General features: G+C 54.6%; 11 protein-coding genes. 6 read left to right on the plus strand and 5 right to left on the minus strand.

Features of this window, described 5'->3' with window-relative positions; all coding sequences use genetic code 11:
• Positions 1 to 62: 62 nt before the first annotated feature.
• Both dbpA and NP590_RS03420 read right to left on the minus strand, forming a co-directional pair.
• Positions 63 to 1,448, minus strand: a complete 1,386-nt coding sequence (gene dbpA / locus NP590_RS03415; protein ID WP_256600816.1) for an ATP-dependent RNA helicase DbpA — start codon at positions 1,446 to 1,448, stop codon at positions 63 to 65.
• Between the two features lie 66 nt (positions 1,449 to 1,514).
• Positions 1,515 to 2,585 carry a helix-turn-helix transcriptional regulator gene (locus tag NP590_RS03420; protein WP_256600817.1) on the minus strand — a complete coding sequence of 357 codons (1,071 nt, stop codon included), beginning with the start codon at positions 2,583 to 2,585 and terminating at the stop codon, positions 1,515 to 1,517.
• Between the two features lie 328 nt (positions 2,586 to 2,913).
• On the opposite strand from NP590_RS03420, the gene NP590_RS03425 reads away from it, so the two are divergent.
• The 6 genes from NP590_RS03425 to NP590_RS03450 are packed head-to-tail and all read left to right on the plus strand — an operon-like array spanning position 2,914 to position 11,346.
• Positions 2,914 to 5,853: a peroxidase family protein gene (locus NP590_RS03425; RefSeq protein ID WP_256600818.1), complete on the plus strand. Its 2,940-nt coding sequence runs from the start codon at positions 2,914 to 2,916 to the stop codon at positions 5,851 to 5,853.
• 12 nt (positions 5,854 to 5,865) lie between these two features.
• On the plus strand, positions 5,866 to 6,843 hold the full coding sequence (locus NP590_RS03430) for a catalase (RefSeq protein WP_256600819.1): 978 nt from the start codon (positions 5,866 to 5,868) through the stop codon (positions 6,841 to 6,843).
• 5 nt (positions 6,844 to 6,848) lie between these two features.
• A complete protein-coding gene (locus NP590_RS03435; RefSeq protein ID WP_256600820.1) occupies positions 6,849 to 7,298 on the plus strand; it encodes a hypothetical protein in 450 nt (149 codons plus the stop codon).
• Positions 7,299 to 7,310: 12 nt separating this feature from the next.
• Complete coding sequence (locus tag NP590_RS03440; RefSeq protein ID WP_256600821.1) at positions 7,311 to 8,612, plus strand: hypothetical protein; 1,302 nt, start codon at positions 7,311 to 7,313, stop codon at positions 8,610 to 8,612.
• Positions 8,613 to 8,620: 8 nt separating this feature from the next.
• Entirely contained in the window at positions 8,621 to 10,150 is a 1,530-nt protein-coding gene (locus NP590_RS03445; protein ID WP_256600822.1) for a Dyp-type peroxidase, read from the plus strand.
• Positions 10,147 to 11,346 (plus strand): catalase family protein, encoded by a 1,200-nt coding sequence (locus NP590_RS03450; RefSeq protein WP_256600823.1) that lies wholly within the window; start codon positions 10,147 to 10,149, stop codon positions 11,344 to 11,346. The genes NP590_RS03445 and NP590_RS03450 overlap by 4 nt, the downstream gene beginning before the upstream one ends.
• Positions 11,347 to 11,454: 108 nt before the next feature.
• Here NP590_RS03450 and NP590_RS03455 read toward each other — a convergent pair whose 3' ends face one another.
• From NP590_RS03455 to NP590_RS03465, 3 genes are all read right to left on the minus strand, one after another.
• Positions 11,455 to 12,105 (minus strand): VPLPA-CTERM sorting domain-containing protein, encoded by a 651-nt coding sequence (locus tag NP590_RS03455; RefSeq protein WP_256600824.1) that lies wholly within the window; start codon positions 12,103 to 12,105, stop codon positions 11,455 to 11,457.
• Positions 12,106 to 12,170: 65 nt separating this feature from the next.
• On the minus strand, positions 12,171 to 13,013 hold the full coding sequence (locus NP590_RS03460) for a matrixin family metalloprotease (RefSeq protein ID WP_256600825.1): 843 nt from the start codon (positions 13,011 to 13,013) through the stop codon (positions 12,171 to 12,173).
• Positions 13,014 to 13,449: 436 nt separating this feature from the next.
• Positions 13,450 to 14,682: a DUF3526 domain-containing protein gene (locus tag NP590_RS03465; RefSeq protein WP_256600826.1), complete on the minus strand. Its 1,233-nt coding sequence runs from the start codon at positions 14,680 to 14,682 to the stop codon at positions 13,450 to 13,452.
• Positions 14,683 to 14,711 lie beyond the last annotated feature (29 nt).

The raw sequence follows: 14,711 nt of genomic DNA on the forward strand, positions 1-14,711 counted from the left end.
CCTTATCGATAAACGGCCGGATTACTTTAGTTAAAGAAGGCGCATGGGACAGGGCGTGCTTATCACCATTGGGATTTATGCACATTAAAGTTACGGCCCTTGATTTTGCCGTTTCTTAAACAGGCCAGGGCTTTGTCGGCATAGGCACGGTTTATCGCTACATACGCTTGTTTATCGAACACATCGATTTTGCCCACTTCACTGGCGGCGATGCCGGCGTTACCGGTCAAGGCGCCCAAAATATCGCCGGGGCGGACTTTCTGTTTGCGGCCGCCATCGATCCACAGTGTCACCATGGGCGGTTGAAAGCGTGGTTCATAGCTCAGTTTAAATGGCGCGATGTCGTCCCAATCAGCCGAAATGTTCAGGTAATCCTCGATGGCCTTGACCCTGTCCAACTCGGCATCGGCACACAAACTCAGCGCCAGGCCTTTGTTACCGGCCCTGCCGCAGCGGCCGATGCGGTGCACGTATACTTCCGGATCCCAAGGCAATTCATAATTGATTACCGCTTGCATATCCTTGATATCCAGACCCCTGGCGGCTACATCGGTGGCTACCAATACCGAGCAACTTTTATTGGCAAACCTGACCAACACCTGATCGCGGTCTTTTTGTTCCAAATCGCCATGCAACGCTTGCACGGAAAAGCCGCAATTGGCCAGACTGTCAGCCACATCCTGGCATTCGCGTTTGGTGTTGCAAAATACCAGCGTGGATTCCGGCCGATGGTATGCCAATAAATAAGCCAGCGCGTGCAATCGTTTGCCGGGATCGGCCCGATGGAAATGTTGTTCCATCTGGTTGTGATGGTGGCTGGTGTCTATGCTGATCGAGACCGGTTTGAACTGAAAAGACAGACTCAATTTTCGAATCGGGTCGCTGTAAGTGGCCGAAAATAACAAGGTTTGCCGGTGGCTGGGGGCGTGAGATACCACATCGGTGATGATGTCCGCAAAGCCCATGTCCAGCATGCGGTCGGCCTCATCCAGAACCAAGACTTTTAAATGCTCAAGATGCAGGCTGTGTTTTTGCAGATGTTCCTGCAAGCGGCCCGGCGTACCCACTACCACATGCGCGCCGTGCAGCAGGGAATCTCGCTGTGGCGCAACCGGCACGCCGCCGCATAACGCCAATACTTTAATATTGTGCGTAAAGCGGGCCAGTTGACGAATTTCCTTGCAGACCTGATCGGCCAGTTCGCGGGTAGGGCAGATGATCATGGCCTGCACTTTAAAATTGCCGACATCCAGCCGGGATAGCAGGCCGATCCCGAACGCCGCCGTCTTGCCGCTGCCGGTTTTGGCTTGGGCTATTACATCATTGCCCTCCAGGATATGCGGTAGACTTTCGGCTTGTATCGGGGTCGGATGGGTATAACCCAGCGCTGCAATGTTGTCGAGCAAGGCGGGTTTTAGCGCTAGGGAGGAAAATTCCGGGGTATTCACAAAGTCTCTGTTTTTAATGATGCGGCGGATTGCCTGCATCCGGCAGCGCATCATAACAGGCTTGGCTTATAGCGATGCCAGCGTGATCAATTTTTTCATCAATTCGGCTTGGCTGTGCACATTCATTTTCTGCATGGTGTGCTTGATATGGTTACGCACGGTTTCCTGCGAGCGGTAGCTATGCTGGGCGATGTCCGCTATGGACGGATTTTTCATGAAGTGCAGGGCGCAGATGGCTTCGCAGCGGGACAGATTGTGCAGGCGCATCAGCCGTTCCATGGCCGGGTTCTTGTCTTTTTCATGGGTAAACGACAGGATGAAGCCGTCTATATGACACTCCCATTGATACAGGTTTTTTAACGCGGCCAGGGGAATCAGGGAAATTTGGCAGGACTGGCATTGGTTATGGATGGAACGGCTTTCCTGGTTATCCCGCATCAGGGATAGCAGTTTTTGTTCGATGGCCGGATTTTTCATGCCGAAGCGGTTTTCCGTGATTTGCACGCAATCCAGTTGGCTGATGATGGCCGTATAGACTGGATCGGAAAACAGAATGTTAAGCCCCTGATCGACGATGATATAGCCGTCGAAATGATCGCCGAGATGATGCAGCAATTGAGTGTTGATCTTATGGCGTTGTTCCTTATGCATGGCATCCTGCAATTTCGGTAGGGTATTTTCCAATAAGCGGCTGATATGTTGTTGTTCGATGTCGGTAAATGCGGTGTCGCGACCGAGCAGCAGGCTGAGCGCATGGTTTTGCCCGCATGTCAAGGCGACGCCGAAGCGAAAGGTTTGTTGCTCGGGCGATGGCAAAGCGCCTTTGTGCTCGCCCGGGAGTTCGTTTATCAGGTTTTGATTGCAGAATATCCGCCGAGGATTTTGGCAGATGTAGCGGTTGAAATGGTCTTGCCGGTTGAGCCTGTCTTCGTACTGTTCCCGATATTCTTGCGGGATATGGGCGCTGAACAGAAAGCGGGTCTTGCCGAAATCGTTCAGATCGGTCACCAGCAGGGCGCCGGAGTCGCAGGACAGTTGCCGGGTCAGCTCAAGCAGAAAGCGGTTCCAGATCAGCGGATAGCCCGGAGCGTTCGCCAGTATGGTGTGCAGGTACAGGTCGTCGGATAATTGCCTCATTGAACGCCACCCTTGTTTTTATAATCAGTGTTTTTCATCGATCGACGGCCGATTGGCTAAGGGGCGCCCAACCCGCTTAGCCCGCTTTGCCGTTGCCTCAAGACCATGCCTCCTGCCGCCATGGGCGCCGCATGCGGCGCCCGCAAAAACCTTGCATAAAAAACGCCGTTTCCGCGACGAAACAGCCGGGCCTAGCATAACCCCTAAATAATTGATATGGCAAAAAATTGACCTGTTTGGGTCATGGCGGCGGCTGAACACTTCAGTTAAGCTGGACTCGGATAGCGTGGCGGGCCGCCGCCATTCACGGGATTTGGGAGGCAAGACGATGAAAACAACAATAAAGGTGCCGGTGCTTTTTTTAATGTTGGGGTTTATGGCAAACGTTTGCCAAGCCGAAGCCGTTTCCACCGCGGAAAGACTCAAGGCCGACAAAGCCTGCGCGGCAATGGTGGCCAAGGGCTTCCGGCCGATTGCCCAGCAGCAGAACGAACGTTTTCTCGGTAAGGTCAGCGAAACCACCGCTGAATGTCGCGGCGGCAAAAAAGCCTTGGCCGGCCGCAGCGTGGTCTGGGTGGATTGGCCCAATTACTGGGGTACGGGCGATGCCGAAAGCAAGGCGGGAGGCTGGGAGTCCATCACCAAGTTGGGTAAACACCTGAATCCCAACGGTAGGGGCGTGGACGGTGCCTTGATGGATCTGGAATATCAGCGCATGGAGTTGCTGCGCTTTAACCTCTACGACAATAAAACCTACGAAACCTATATCAAGGGTATCGGGACAACTCCAGGCCCCATCGTCAAAGTTTGGGGCGAGATGCGTTTGCCGCCCAATCACGCGCAATACGACCAAGTCACCGGCAAGGACGGTACTCAGGTATGTAACGGCGATTTGATCCGTCACCGCACCATAGATGGCATTTGCAACGACATTTTCAATCCGGCCATGGGCTCCGCCAATCAATTGTTCGCCCGCAATGTCAGCTTCGACTCCACCTTTCCGGATTTGGGCGCCAACGAATTGGTTCGTAACCGCCACGGTGACCGCTTGAGTCTGTTGAAGCCGGACCCGCAAGTCATCTCCAGGAAATTGTTTACCCGTGCTCAGTCCAAGCCGGAGGCCTGCAACCAGGGCCAGGGCTTGCCGGGCAATGCCAAAAATGCAGAGTGCGATTATAAAAAAGCACCTTTTTTCAATGTGTTGGCGGCCTATTGGATACAGTTCATGACCCACGACTGGTTTTATCACCTGCGCGAAGGTCAAAATAGCGCAGCCAGAATGCCGGTCGGTTGCGCCAGCCAATTGGTGAATAATCAGGAACAGCCCTTGAGCGCCGAACAGGCCGCCAAACTGGGTTGCCGGCCGAACGATAAAGTGGACGTGGCCTTGATTGCGCAAAAGGAACCGGCCCCTACCTTCGAGCATGAGGGCAACACCTATTTGTCCCGCGCCCATCGCACCACCGAAAACACCGTCACCGCTTGGTGGGACGCCTCGCAGATCTATGGTTTCGATGAACTCTCGCAAAAACGCGTCAAGCGCGATCCGCAAGATCCGGCCAAATTATGGATGGTGCCGCGCGGTAATCATGGCGGGGCCGGCGATAAACAAGGCTATCTGCCCTTGTTCAACAGCTGCGAAAATGCCGGCGCCGACTGTGTGCCCGATCCCATCAATCCGGCCTGGAAGGGCCAGGAAGCCGCCGGCTTCGCGGATAACTGGACGGTGGGCATGAGTTTTTACCACAATCTGTTCACGCGCGAACACAACGCCTTTGTGGATGCCTTCCGCGCCAAGGCGGCGGTCAACCCGGATTTGGACTCGGGCCTGCGCAATCCGGACAAGCCCGAACAAGTGATCACCTATAAAAAAGTCAGCGCCGAGGAGTTGTATCAGGCGGCTCGACTGGTAGTGGCGGCCGAAATCGCCAAAATTCATACCATAGAATGGACCACTCAGTTGTTGTACGGCGAACCCTTGTATCTGGGCATGAACGCCAACTGGAACGGCTTGTTGATGAAGGACGACCCGGTTTCCAAGGCCCTGAAAAAAGTATTGGACAGGTTGGTGGTGAACAAACTGGCCAAATCCGAGCGGGAAACCAAGGCTAACCAGTTTTATTCGGTATTCGCCTCCGGAGCCGGCATATTCGGCCTGGGCAGTCATCGCTACAAAGACCATCCGACATTTCTGGGTAAATTGGTCGACAAAAAGGATATATGGGATATCCGCAATCCCGAGCATCTGAACGGCGGCGTCAACCACTTCGGCTCGCCTTTCAATTTTCCGGAAGAATTTCCCACCGTATATCGCCTGCATCCGCTGATACCCGATTTGCTGGAATACAGGGAACTGGGCGCTCCGGACGCCATTGCCCATAAAGTGCCGGTTGTCGGCACCTTCAGGGGCAAAGCCACCCAGGCCATGGCCGACGGCGGCCTGAGCAACTGGGCCTTGAGCATGGGCCGGCAGCGCCTGGGCCTGCTGACCTTGCAAAACCACGCCCAGTTTTTTCAGAATCTGGACTTGCCGCGCCTGAATACCGCAACCAACAAAATCGATATCGCGGCGCTGGACTTGATTCGCGACCGCGAACGCGGCCTGCCTCGTTTCAACGAATTCCGCCGCCAATACGGTTTGAAGCAACTGACCGGCTTCGACGATTTCATCGACTGGCGCTTGCCCACCACCAGCGCGGAATATCTGGAACAAAAGCGCCTGACCGGATTGTTGCGCGAAGTCTACGGCCAGCATAAATGCGACGCCGGCAAGATCATAACCGCCGCCCAACTGAACGAGGACGGCACGCGCATCAACGATTGTCTGGGGCACCCGGACGGCAGCATGGTCGACAATATCGAAGACCTGGATACCGTGGTGGGCTGGCTGTCCGAGTTTACCCGGCCGCACGGTTTCGCCATTTCCGAAACCCAATTTCACGTGTTCATTCTGAATGCCTCGCGGCGCTTGTTCAGCGACCGCTTCTTTACCTCCAGCTTCCGGCCGGAGTTTTATACCTCGCTGGGCGTGGAATGGGTCATGAACAACGGTCCCGACGGCAAGAAAATGGAGCCCAAGCCTTCCAACGGCCACGAGGTCGAAGTGTCGCCGTTGAAAAGGATCATGCTGCGCACCATGCCCGAACTGAAAGACCAGTTGGCTGGGGTCGTCAACGTATTCGACCCTTGGGCGCGCGACAGGGGCGAGGACTATACCTTGCAATGGAAGCCTAGAGCCGATGCGGCTGGCGACGAAAGCTTCAAGTAATTCAAAGACGCCATGGCAGCGGGGGATGCGATTATGAATGCGGAAATGCCGATAGCCGAACTGGTGGCCGAGATGGGGCAGCGGATTGCCGCCATTATCTCGGATGAAGCCGAAGAAGGCGTGGTGCCGCGCTTCAATCAGGCTAAAACCCTGGGTTGTCTGCGCGGGGAATTCCGCGTGCACCAGGATGTTCCCGCCGAATTACGGCACGGTATTTTTGCCGAAGCCAAAACCTATCCGGCCATGCTGCGGTTTGCCAACGCCACTAGCAGGGACGATGCCGAAAAGGACGCGAGGGGCTTGTCCATTCGTTTGTCCGGCGCGCGCGGGCCGGTTTTGTGGGGCGAAGAGGGTTTTCAGGATTTCGTTTTAAACAGTTATCCGGCTTTGTTCGTGGCTACGCCGGAGGATTTTTTGGGCTTTATTCGGGCCCGGCAGGCCGACAGGAAGCTGTGGTTTTTTTTGAATCCGTTCAACCCGCACCTGAAATCGTTCTGGATTGCCTTTAAATCACGCCAAAAGCATTTATGCCCGTTCGACGTGCGCTTCTGGAGCACTACGCCCTACAAACTGGGCGAAGACAGCGGGCAAGTGGTGAAGTATTCCGTGATTCCCTGTTCGGATTACCAAACCACGCAAGCGGAGAATCCGGGCCGCGATCAGTTGCGGGCGGCGATGCGGGCGCATTTGCGGCGCGAGCCGGCCAAGTTTCATTTTGCCGTGCAACTGCAAACCGAGCCGGCAAGCATGCCGATTGAAGATGCTTCGGTAATCTGGGACGAAACGCTTTCACCTTTTCAAATTGTTGCCACCATCACGATAGAAGACCAGGATTTTGCGGACGAGGACACCATGGCGGCGTGCGAACGCCGCAGTTTCAATCCCTGGCAATCCTTGGCGGCGCACGAACCCTTGGGGCGCATGAACCTGGTCCGGCGCGAGGTATACGCCCATGCCGCCGCCCTTCGCACTAGTAATAATCGGGAGTAAGCACCATGAACGATACCGTCAACAGTTGGTTGAGCAAATCGCGGGAAGAGCTGGATGAAATTTATTGCAATGCCGAGCCGGGCAATATTCCGAGCGGCGACACCCAAGGCACCGCGATTCTGGCCGGCTCCGTATTCGCCAAGTTGGCGGCTTTTCTGGCCGGGGTTTACGCTTGGCAGGGCAAACGGTTCGATTTGTTTTGCGCCGGCGGCCAGGCTGGGGTACTGGTAAATAAAATCACTTTTTTCAGTCTGACCTTCATCGTCGCCAAGGTTTATAAGGACAAAAGCTGGCTGGACCAAAAAGACACCATCGTCATCGATTATTCGACCACCTCGTTTTTCGCCAAGGCCATCCGCGACGAAATCCGCGAGATTGAACCCGGGGTTTATCTGGGCAAGGTCTGGTGGGGTAAAAAACGCATTCTGGATTTTGCCCTGACCCGCAAGGATTAAGCAGGCTAGTCGATGACGCCTCAATCCACCTTCATGATAGTAGCGCCGGTCCGCGGCGGAGAGTTGCAGAAGCTGCGCGCGTTGTTGGCCGGTATGAACAAATCAGTCGGGCTGGCCGACCCGGACAACGAACTGCTGCCTTTCGGCGCTTTCGAGCGTCTGCACATGGCACGCTTTGTCATCGTGGAGTCGATTACCGGAGACGAGATCAAGGCTTATGGTAAGCAGCCGCGGCCGTGGCAGCCGGTCTTGGCGTTTCTGGGGGATATAGATGGCGACAGACTGGCTTTTTTTGCCGAATTGGCTCGCAAGGCCGAAGCCGGTTTGCAACAAATCTTTGCCCATTGCGAAGGCTTTACCAAGGCATTCGATCTGCTCAGCTGGATGCTGGCGCATAACATCGAGCCGGCCGCCAATTACGTCAACTGGCTGGGACGCACGGTCAAACAGGTGCGCGAGGAAGCCGCGCTGCATCGCTGTCTGACTGAATACCTGCAACAGATCGTCGTGGAATCCGGGCGGGATAACCCCAGGGTTTTACGGCAAAAACTGTTATCTCATGTGGAGATGCAAAAGCACGCTGGCCTCCTCAAACTGAGTCCGGAAGAACCCACGCCCTTGGCCTGGAGGATCCGGAACGGGTTGCACAAGATCGGGATACCGTTGGTTTTATTGCTGCTATCGCCGGTATTCCTGATCTTGGCGCCTTTTTTTGCCCTGCGCCTGCGCCTGCTGGAACGTTCCGACCCCGAACTGTTCATCCGTCCGAGCCGGGAACATATCGAAGCCCTGGCCTATTTGGAGGATAGGGATGTCAGCAATCAATTCAATGTGTTCGGCGACATCAAGCCGGGCTTGTTCCGCCTGCTGTTGTTCAAACTGTTGATGTTGCTGACGGACTACGTGGCCAGACACATCTACAAACGGGGGTTTTTGACCCGGATCAGATCCATACATTTCGCCCGCTGGGTGTTCATGGATAACAATCGGCGGGCTTTTTTCGCCAGCAATTACGACGGCAGCCATGAAAGCTATATGGACGATTTCATCAACAAGGCCGGTTGGGGACTGAATCTGGCCTTCGGCAACGCGGTAGGCTATCCCACCACCCGATGGCTGGTCAAACAGGGCGCGGAACGGGAACAGCAATTCAAATACACCCAAAGGCGGCACCAGTTGCCGTCCCAGGTTTGGTACAAGGCCTATCCGGATTTGACGGCCGTCGATCTGGCGCGCAACAGCCGGATACGCAAGGGCGTGGAAATACGTCAGGCCGATGATCAGGCCATACGCGATTGGCTCGGCGAAATCTAGGCGGGTACATGACAACGACATATTCAAGCGATTTTCCCTTTGACGACCTGCAAGGACTGTTGCGCTTTGGACACAGGCATTTAAAAGACAGCTGTTTTTTATTGTTGCGGGTGGCCGATGCCAAGGCCGCCAAGCAGTGGCTGGCGGATGCGCCGGTTTCGTCGGCCATCCAGAACGGTTCCCGTCCCAAAACGGCCCTGCAGATAGCCTTTTCCGTGGCGGGTTTACGCGCTTTAGGCTTGCGGGAATCGGTCATCGGGGATTTTTCCGACGAATTCATCAGCGGCATGGCCGGCCACGAAAGCCGCTCCCGCCGTCTTGGCGACGTGGACGGCAATTCACCGGAATATTGGGCGTGGGGCGGCGGCGAGCAACAAACTCCGCACGTACTGCTGCTGTTGTATGCCGAAGCCGGCAAAATCGCCCCGTGGCGCAAAAAGGCCCAGGGCAAGCCGTTTGCCGAGGCGTTTGAGTTGTTGGCCGAATTGCCGACCGACGATCTCGGTGCGATAGAACCCTTCGGCTTTGTCGACGGCATCAGCCAGCCGGAACTGGATTGGGCGGGCACTCAGGCAATAGACAGCCACGGCCGAGACGGTTTCTCCAATCTGCTGGCGGTAGGCGAGGTGGTGTTGGGATATCGCAACGAATACGGCCAATATACGGTCAGGCCGTTGATCGATCCCATGCACGACCCCGGCGCGGCCCTGTTGCCGGCGGCGGAAGACCGGCCCGGGTTGAAGGATTTTGCCCGTAACGGCAGTTATCTGGTGTTGCGGCAACTGGGTCAGGACGTGCCGGGATTCTGGCAATTTATAGACAAAGCCAGCGGCGGCGATGCGACACAGCGTGAACAACTGGCCGCCGCCATGGTGGGTCGGCAGCGCGACGGCAGGCCTTTGCTGCCGCCGGCCGCTGCTGAAATTCCCGGCATTCCCGCCGACGACTCGCTGAACAGTTTTAATTATTTATCCGATCCGGCCGGCATGCGCTGCCCCATCGGCGCCCATGTGCGCCGGGCCAATCCGCGTAGCGGCGATATGCCGTCGGCTTCCGGCTGTATTTTCAGCCGGTTGTTGAAAATACTGGGCTTCGGGCTTAACCGTCACGACCAGGACTTGATTGCCTCTACGCGCTTTCACCGTTTGCTGCGCCGGGGTCGCCCTTATGGGCCGCTGTTGACGCCGGAGCAGGCGGTCAAGGCCGATGCACCGGCGGCCGAACGCGGCTTGCAATTCATTTGCCTGGTGGCCAATATCTCCCGGCAGTTTGAATTCGTACAGAACGCCTGGATGGTGAACAGCAAATTCGCCGGTCTGCAACAAGAACGCGATCCGCTGTTGGCGCATCGCCAGCCACTGAACGACGGCACGCCGACCGACCAATTCCATCGCCCCGATCCAGCCGGGCCGGTGCAAACCGTTGCGCATTTGCCGCAATTTATCAGCGTACGCGGCGGTGCTTACTTTTTCATGCCGGGGCTGAGCGCCATTCGTTATCTTGCCGCCTTACCCACTCAGGGAGACCAGCCGTCATGACCGTCAAAAACTGCATACTCATGGCCATTCACCGGTTTTTGCTGCAACTGTTGTATCTGGAGCGCCGTTTGGAACCCCCGTTTCGTCCGGCATGGAACGCGGTGTTCCGGGAACCGGGCGTCAGGCTGGTGCAATTTTTGATCAATCTGCGCCGCAAGAACGAAGGCTTGAAAATAGCCGAAGAACGCATAGACCCGGACGAAGAACAAAGCCTGAACGACATCATCGACCTGATGGCCGATCAAATGCGCGGCCGCTTCAAACCCGGCGGCTACGAACGCGGCGGCAATACCAAAACCCACGGCGTCTTGAAGGCCACGGTCAGCATCCGCGACGATATACCCGCACATTGCCGCATCGGAATATTCGCCGAACCGAAAACCTACAAGGCCTATGTGCGTTACGCCGGCCCCGGCCCGAACGTACCGTCCGACATTCAGGATGTGGGTTTTTTGAGCATGGCGGTCAAATTGCTAGGGGTGCCCGGCGAAAAGCTGATGGACGAGGAAAAATTCACCCAGGACATTATCACCACCAGCGGCGGGCCCACCTTTGTGACCCCCAACACCCGCGAAAACGCCAAACTGCAATATTGGAGTTTGGTGGACATGACCTTGTACTACTTTCTGAACCCGTTCGATTCGCATTTGCTGGACATGTTTATGCAAAGCCTGTGGAACGAAACCCAAACCAATCCGCTGGGCAAACGTTATTGGAGTTGCACGCCGTATCTGCTGGGAGAAGGGCAGGCCGTGATGTATTCCTTCGTGCCGCGCGTCAATATCGTGTCCCCGATACCGGGCCTGCCGTTCGGCAAAGTGCCGTTTAATTATCTGCGCGACAACCTGAGCAAAACCATCGCCGAAACCGATGTCGAATTCGACCTGATGATACAGCTGCAAACCGACCCGCACTTGATGCCGATTGAAGACAGTTCGGTGCGCTGGCCGGAAAAATTATCGCCGTTTATCCCGGTCGCCACGGTGCATATCCCCAAACAGGCGCATAACTTCGAAGCCATGGCGGACTTTACCAAGCGCCTGAAAATGAACCCCTGGCATTGCCTGCCGGAGCACCGCCCGCTGGGCAACCTGAACCGGGCTCGTTTCAGGTTGTACCGGGAATTATCCAATTTCCGGCAGGAGATGAACCGGGTCAGTCACCTGGAACCAACGGGAGACGAGGCGTTTGAATAAGTTTTAGACGGTGGTTGAATACATACCCGTTTTCAAGGCTTCATAAAGTTAAAGTCTTGACCTTCCATGACCGACCATAATTTTGCACAACTGTTTGAGGAAACGCTCTTATTTACGACGACCAATTCCTATCAAGCCAATCAAAGCAGAGCCGAACAGCCAGGCAGGTGCAGGTAACGGAACGGTAACGGGGGATAAGGTCAAAGTAAAAGCAACATCGTATCCGCCGCCGGTTAAAAATTCATTTACGGGATCGGGAGACGACGCGGAAATCGGAAATAAATCTTCAAGATAGACTTTTATCGTGTTTGGATCGAGGTTGGTCCAGTAGACGTAATAAGCCGAGGGGTCAGGATTTAAGGAACCGCTCGAACCGGTGAATACTTGGCCGCCCAATGTCCCCGGATTTCCCAAACGGGCCGATTCGACATTGGTAAGCCGAAAAATCAACTCTTCACCGGCGGCGAACGATCCCAAGCTGAAGGTCTCTCCGATATTGGCAGGTGAGTATCCCAATACCGAAGCGCTGGGGTCGTTCACATCGGTCAAAGCAATGTTTGGTAGGCCGATATCGCCAATGACCGACGATAATTCCAGAATATGATCGAATCCACCGACACTTTCATCCAGTGTCAAGGTCACCTCGCCGGCCGAGCTGAATTTAATCGGTTCCAGAAACGAAGCTTGCGCCGGAATCGAGATACCTGCGGCTAACATCGAAAACAAGGCTGACAAATAAAACTTGTTTGGTAAAAACATACTCATTCCTCTATGATTTTTTCAAAATAAATTCGCCGAACAATTGCAATGTAATTTGTGAAATCTTATTTAACCAACCGAAAACGGCCGCTTTTTCCCAGTCCCAACCAACCGACTAAACCGATCAGGAAAGACCACGCCGCCGCCGGTACTGGAACAGCCGCCACTCCGTACAAATATTGCGCGCCGGCAATATCGTCCGATTTTAAAGTACGATTGATGTGGAATAGGCACGAAGAATCGCTAACTTGCATCACCGGACAGCTACCATCCACTGGCGGATGCGCCAAACCCATGACATGCCCCAATTCATGCAACAACAAACTTTCGAAATCGTTAGGTGCGGTGGATGCCAGGGGAAACGGATCGCCGTCGTTGCCGGGTTGAAAGGCATAGAAAGAATTGGCGTCGAAAATGACATCTCCGCTGCCGGTTCCGCCATTAGGCGGAGGCGCATAACCGACGGCACCGCCACCGCTACCGAATGCGAATACGCCGATCCGAATATCCGGGGCAGACGCATTTACATCGTTGATGGGCAGGCCGGAATCGGAATTAGGTCCGGCAAAATGTATGTTTGCAACGCTAGCCCATTTGTCTAAAGCGGCCTCGATATACGCGGCCAAGCTTGCCAACGGGGTCAAGGTGTACCCGGTACCCGGGGAGTTCTCTATCCACAGAGAGGACTGCGCCACGCCGGGGCATGCGCTGCCGCAATAGGCGTCTCCTTGCGTTCCTTCGGAGATAAATCCCCAAGTCACCACGCCGCCAGGAGTTCCCGGCGTGTTATCCCCGCCCCACTTTAAAACACCGCCGTTACCATCGGAAAAAGTCGTGAAAGCATGAGAAGGCCCCGATGCTATCGCTAACAATAAGCCAAGCGCTCTGGCTATAAGTTTAAATTTCATACGTAAACCTCCAAAAACCGATCAGACAAAAAGGCTTATAACTAAAACGGCGCGTGATAGCGATCCCTGGTTTCACGCAATCGAAATAAAATATACCGCCCATAAGTAACGCAAAATTTATTCCGCATTGCCGAAATTATTTGCGTTAAGTAATTTTTCCAATTAAAAACAATATCTTATGATTTTGTCGGGTTGGCGGGTGAGTGGTTGAAACCCGCTGTAACATCGGTTTATCTATGCATATGAATTATTGTTGTAAAAAAAACTGACAGTTTTAGAGATGTTAAGAAGCAAATTGATACAAACAAATTAATCCGAAAAGTACGAATTGCTTACGCCCAAGGATTATTGTCGACTTGTAAAAGTTATTGACAATAACCCTCGACCGGGCGTCTGAAACTCGGGCCAGTCCAATTAGCATGGGCAAATTATTAGCCTATGTTCTTGTAAAACGCCCCCGCAATCCGAACAGCAAAATAAGTAGAAATGCTGCAATCGCCGATTGGGTTGCCGTTAACAGCAAACTTGCGGATGCCTTGAATTCAGTCGAGAATACGAATTGCGGCAGGGACTTTTGCCGGTCTTCAGACCAGAAATCGCTGCCCATGATCAGCGGTACGAAAAAGTCGCGCCATTGATCTTCGAATTGGTTTACCGAATTAACAAAATCAGCGTAACGCGGTGCATCGATCCCCGCCAGTCTATCCGCCATCAGAATTAAGCCTAATGCCGGCGATAAGCTCGACCAACGCTCCATGAATTCGAATTGGCGTTTACGGGCCTCGTCGAATCGAACCGATAAAGGGCGGATTTGACTATCGAGTTGCAAGGCGGCTGGCAGGCCGTTGATTTCTCGGGGCAGGCTTTTTAACGGCCCGGTGGGTTTTATTTCCGGATGGGCTTGATACCAGCCGCTCAGCAGGGATTCGCGCTGTTGATTGGTTTGCTCCTGAAACCGCCGAATGTCAATGATGGTTTTCATGCGCGACGGCATCGGTGACGAGCGATCCGCCGCCCAGCTTATGCCGGCGGGCACGCCAAACGTCAGCACCAGCCAGGTTCCCAGCATGGCGATAGCCACCGCGCCGGAGGAAATTTGCAGCAGCATGAATAATCCGGCCAGACTGAACCAAACTAAATTGTAGACGGCTAACATAAGCAGCCATTGCGCGGCTGCGATGCCGGTTGACGCCGGGTCCAGCAAAAATGCGAGCACAGATGCGGCCACCCCAATCAGCAGCAGTACCCCATAGCGCAAGGTCAATGCTGTAAATACCAAGCGCCAAGGCTGGGAGGTTTGTGTACAAACCAGTCGCCAGACACCACTCTCCCGGTCTTCCTGGACCAAGCCGTAAGTCAAGGCAATGATCACCAATGGCGTCAATAGGGCAAACACCGTGGCAAAATCCAGCAAACCGAACTCATGCATCAACGGATTGAATAACTGATCGCTGGTCCTGCCATCGGTGTGACGGCTACGGGTCGAAATTTTGATGGCGGGACTCAACAAGTCCATTTGACTGACATTCAGAACCAATCCGCCCAACGCTGGTAAGCGCAAGGGTTCGCTGGCGGCACTGGCCGCATAAGCCGAGGACTTCGAGGCTGAATCCGACGACTTCGGCGCATCGTGCATTTCAGCCTGATTTGTTGCCGCTGGTTGGGGCACGGGTATACTCGCCTTGACTCTGAATTCCC

Source organism: Methylomonas subterranea (assembly GCF_024505185.1).
In the GTDB taxonomy this organism is placed as follows: Bacteria; Pseudomonadota; Gammaproteobacteria; order Methylococcales; family Methylomonadaceae; genus Methylomonas; species Methylomonas subterranea.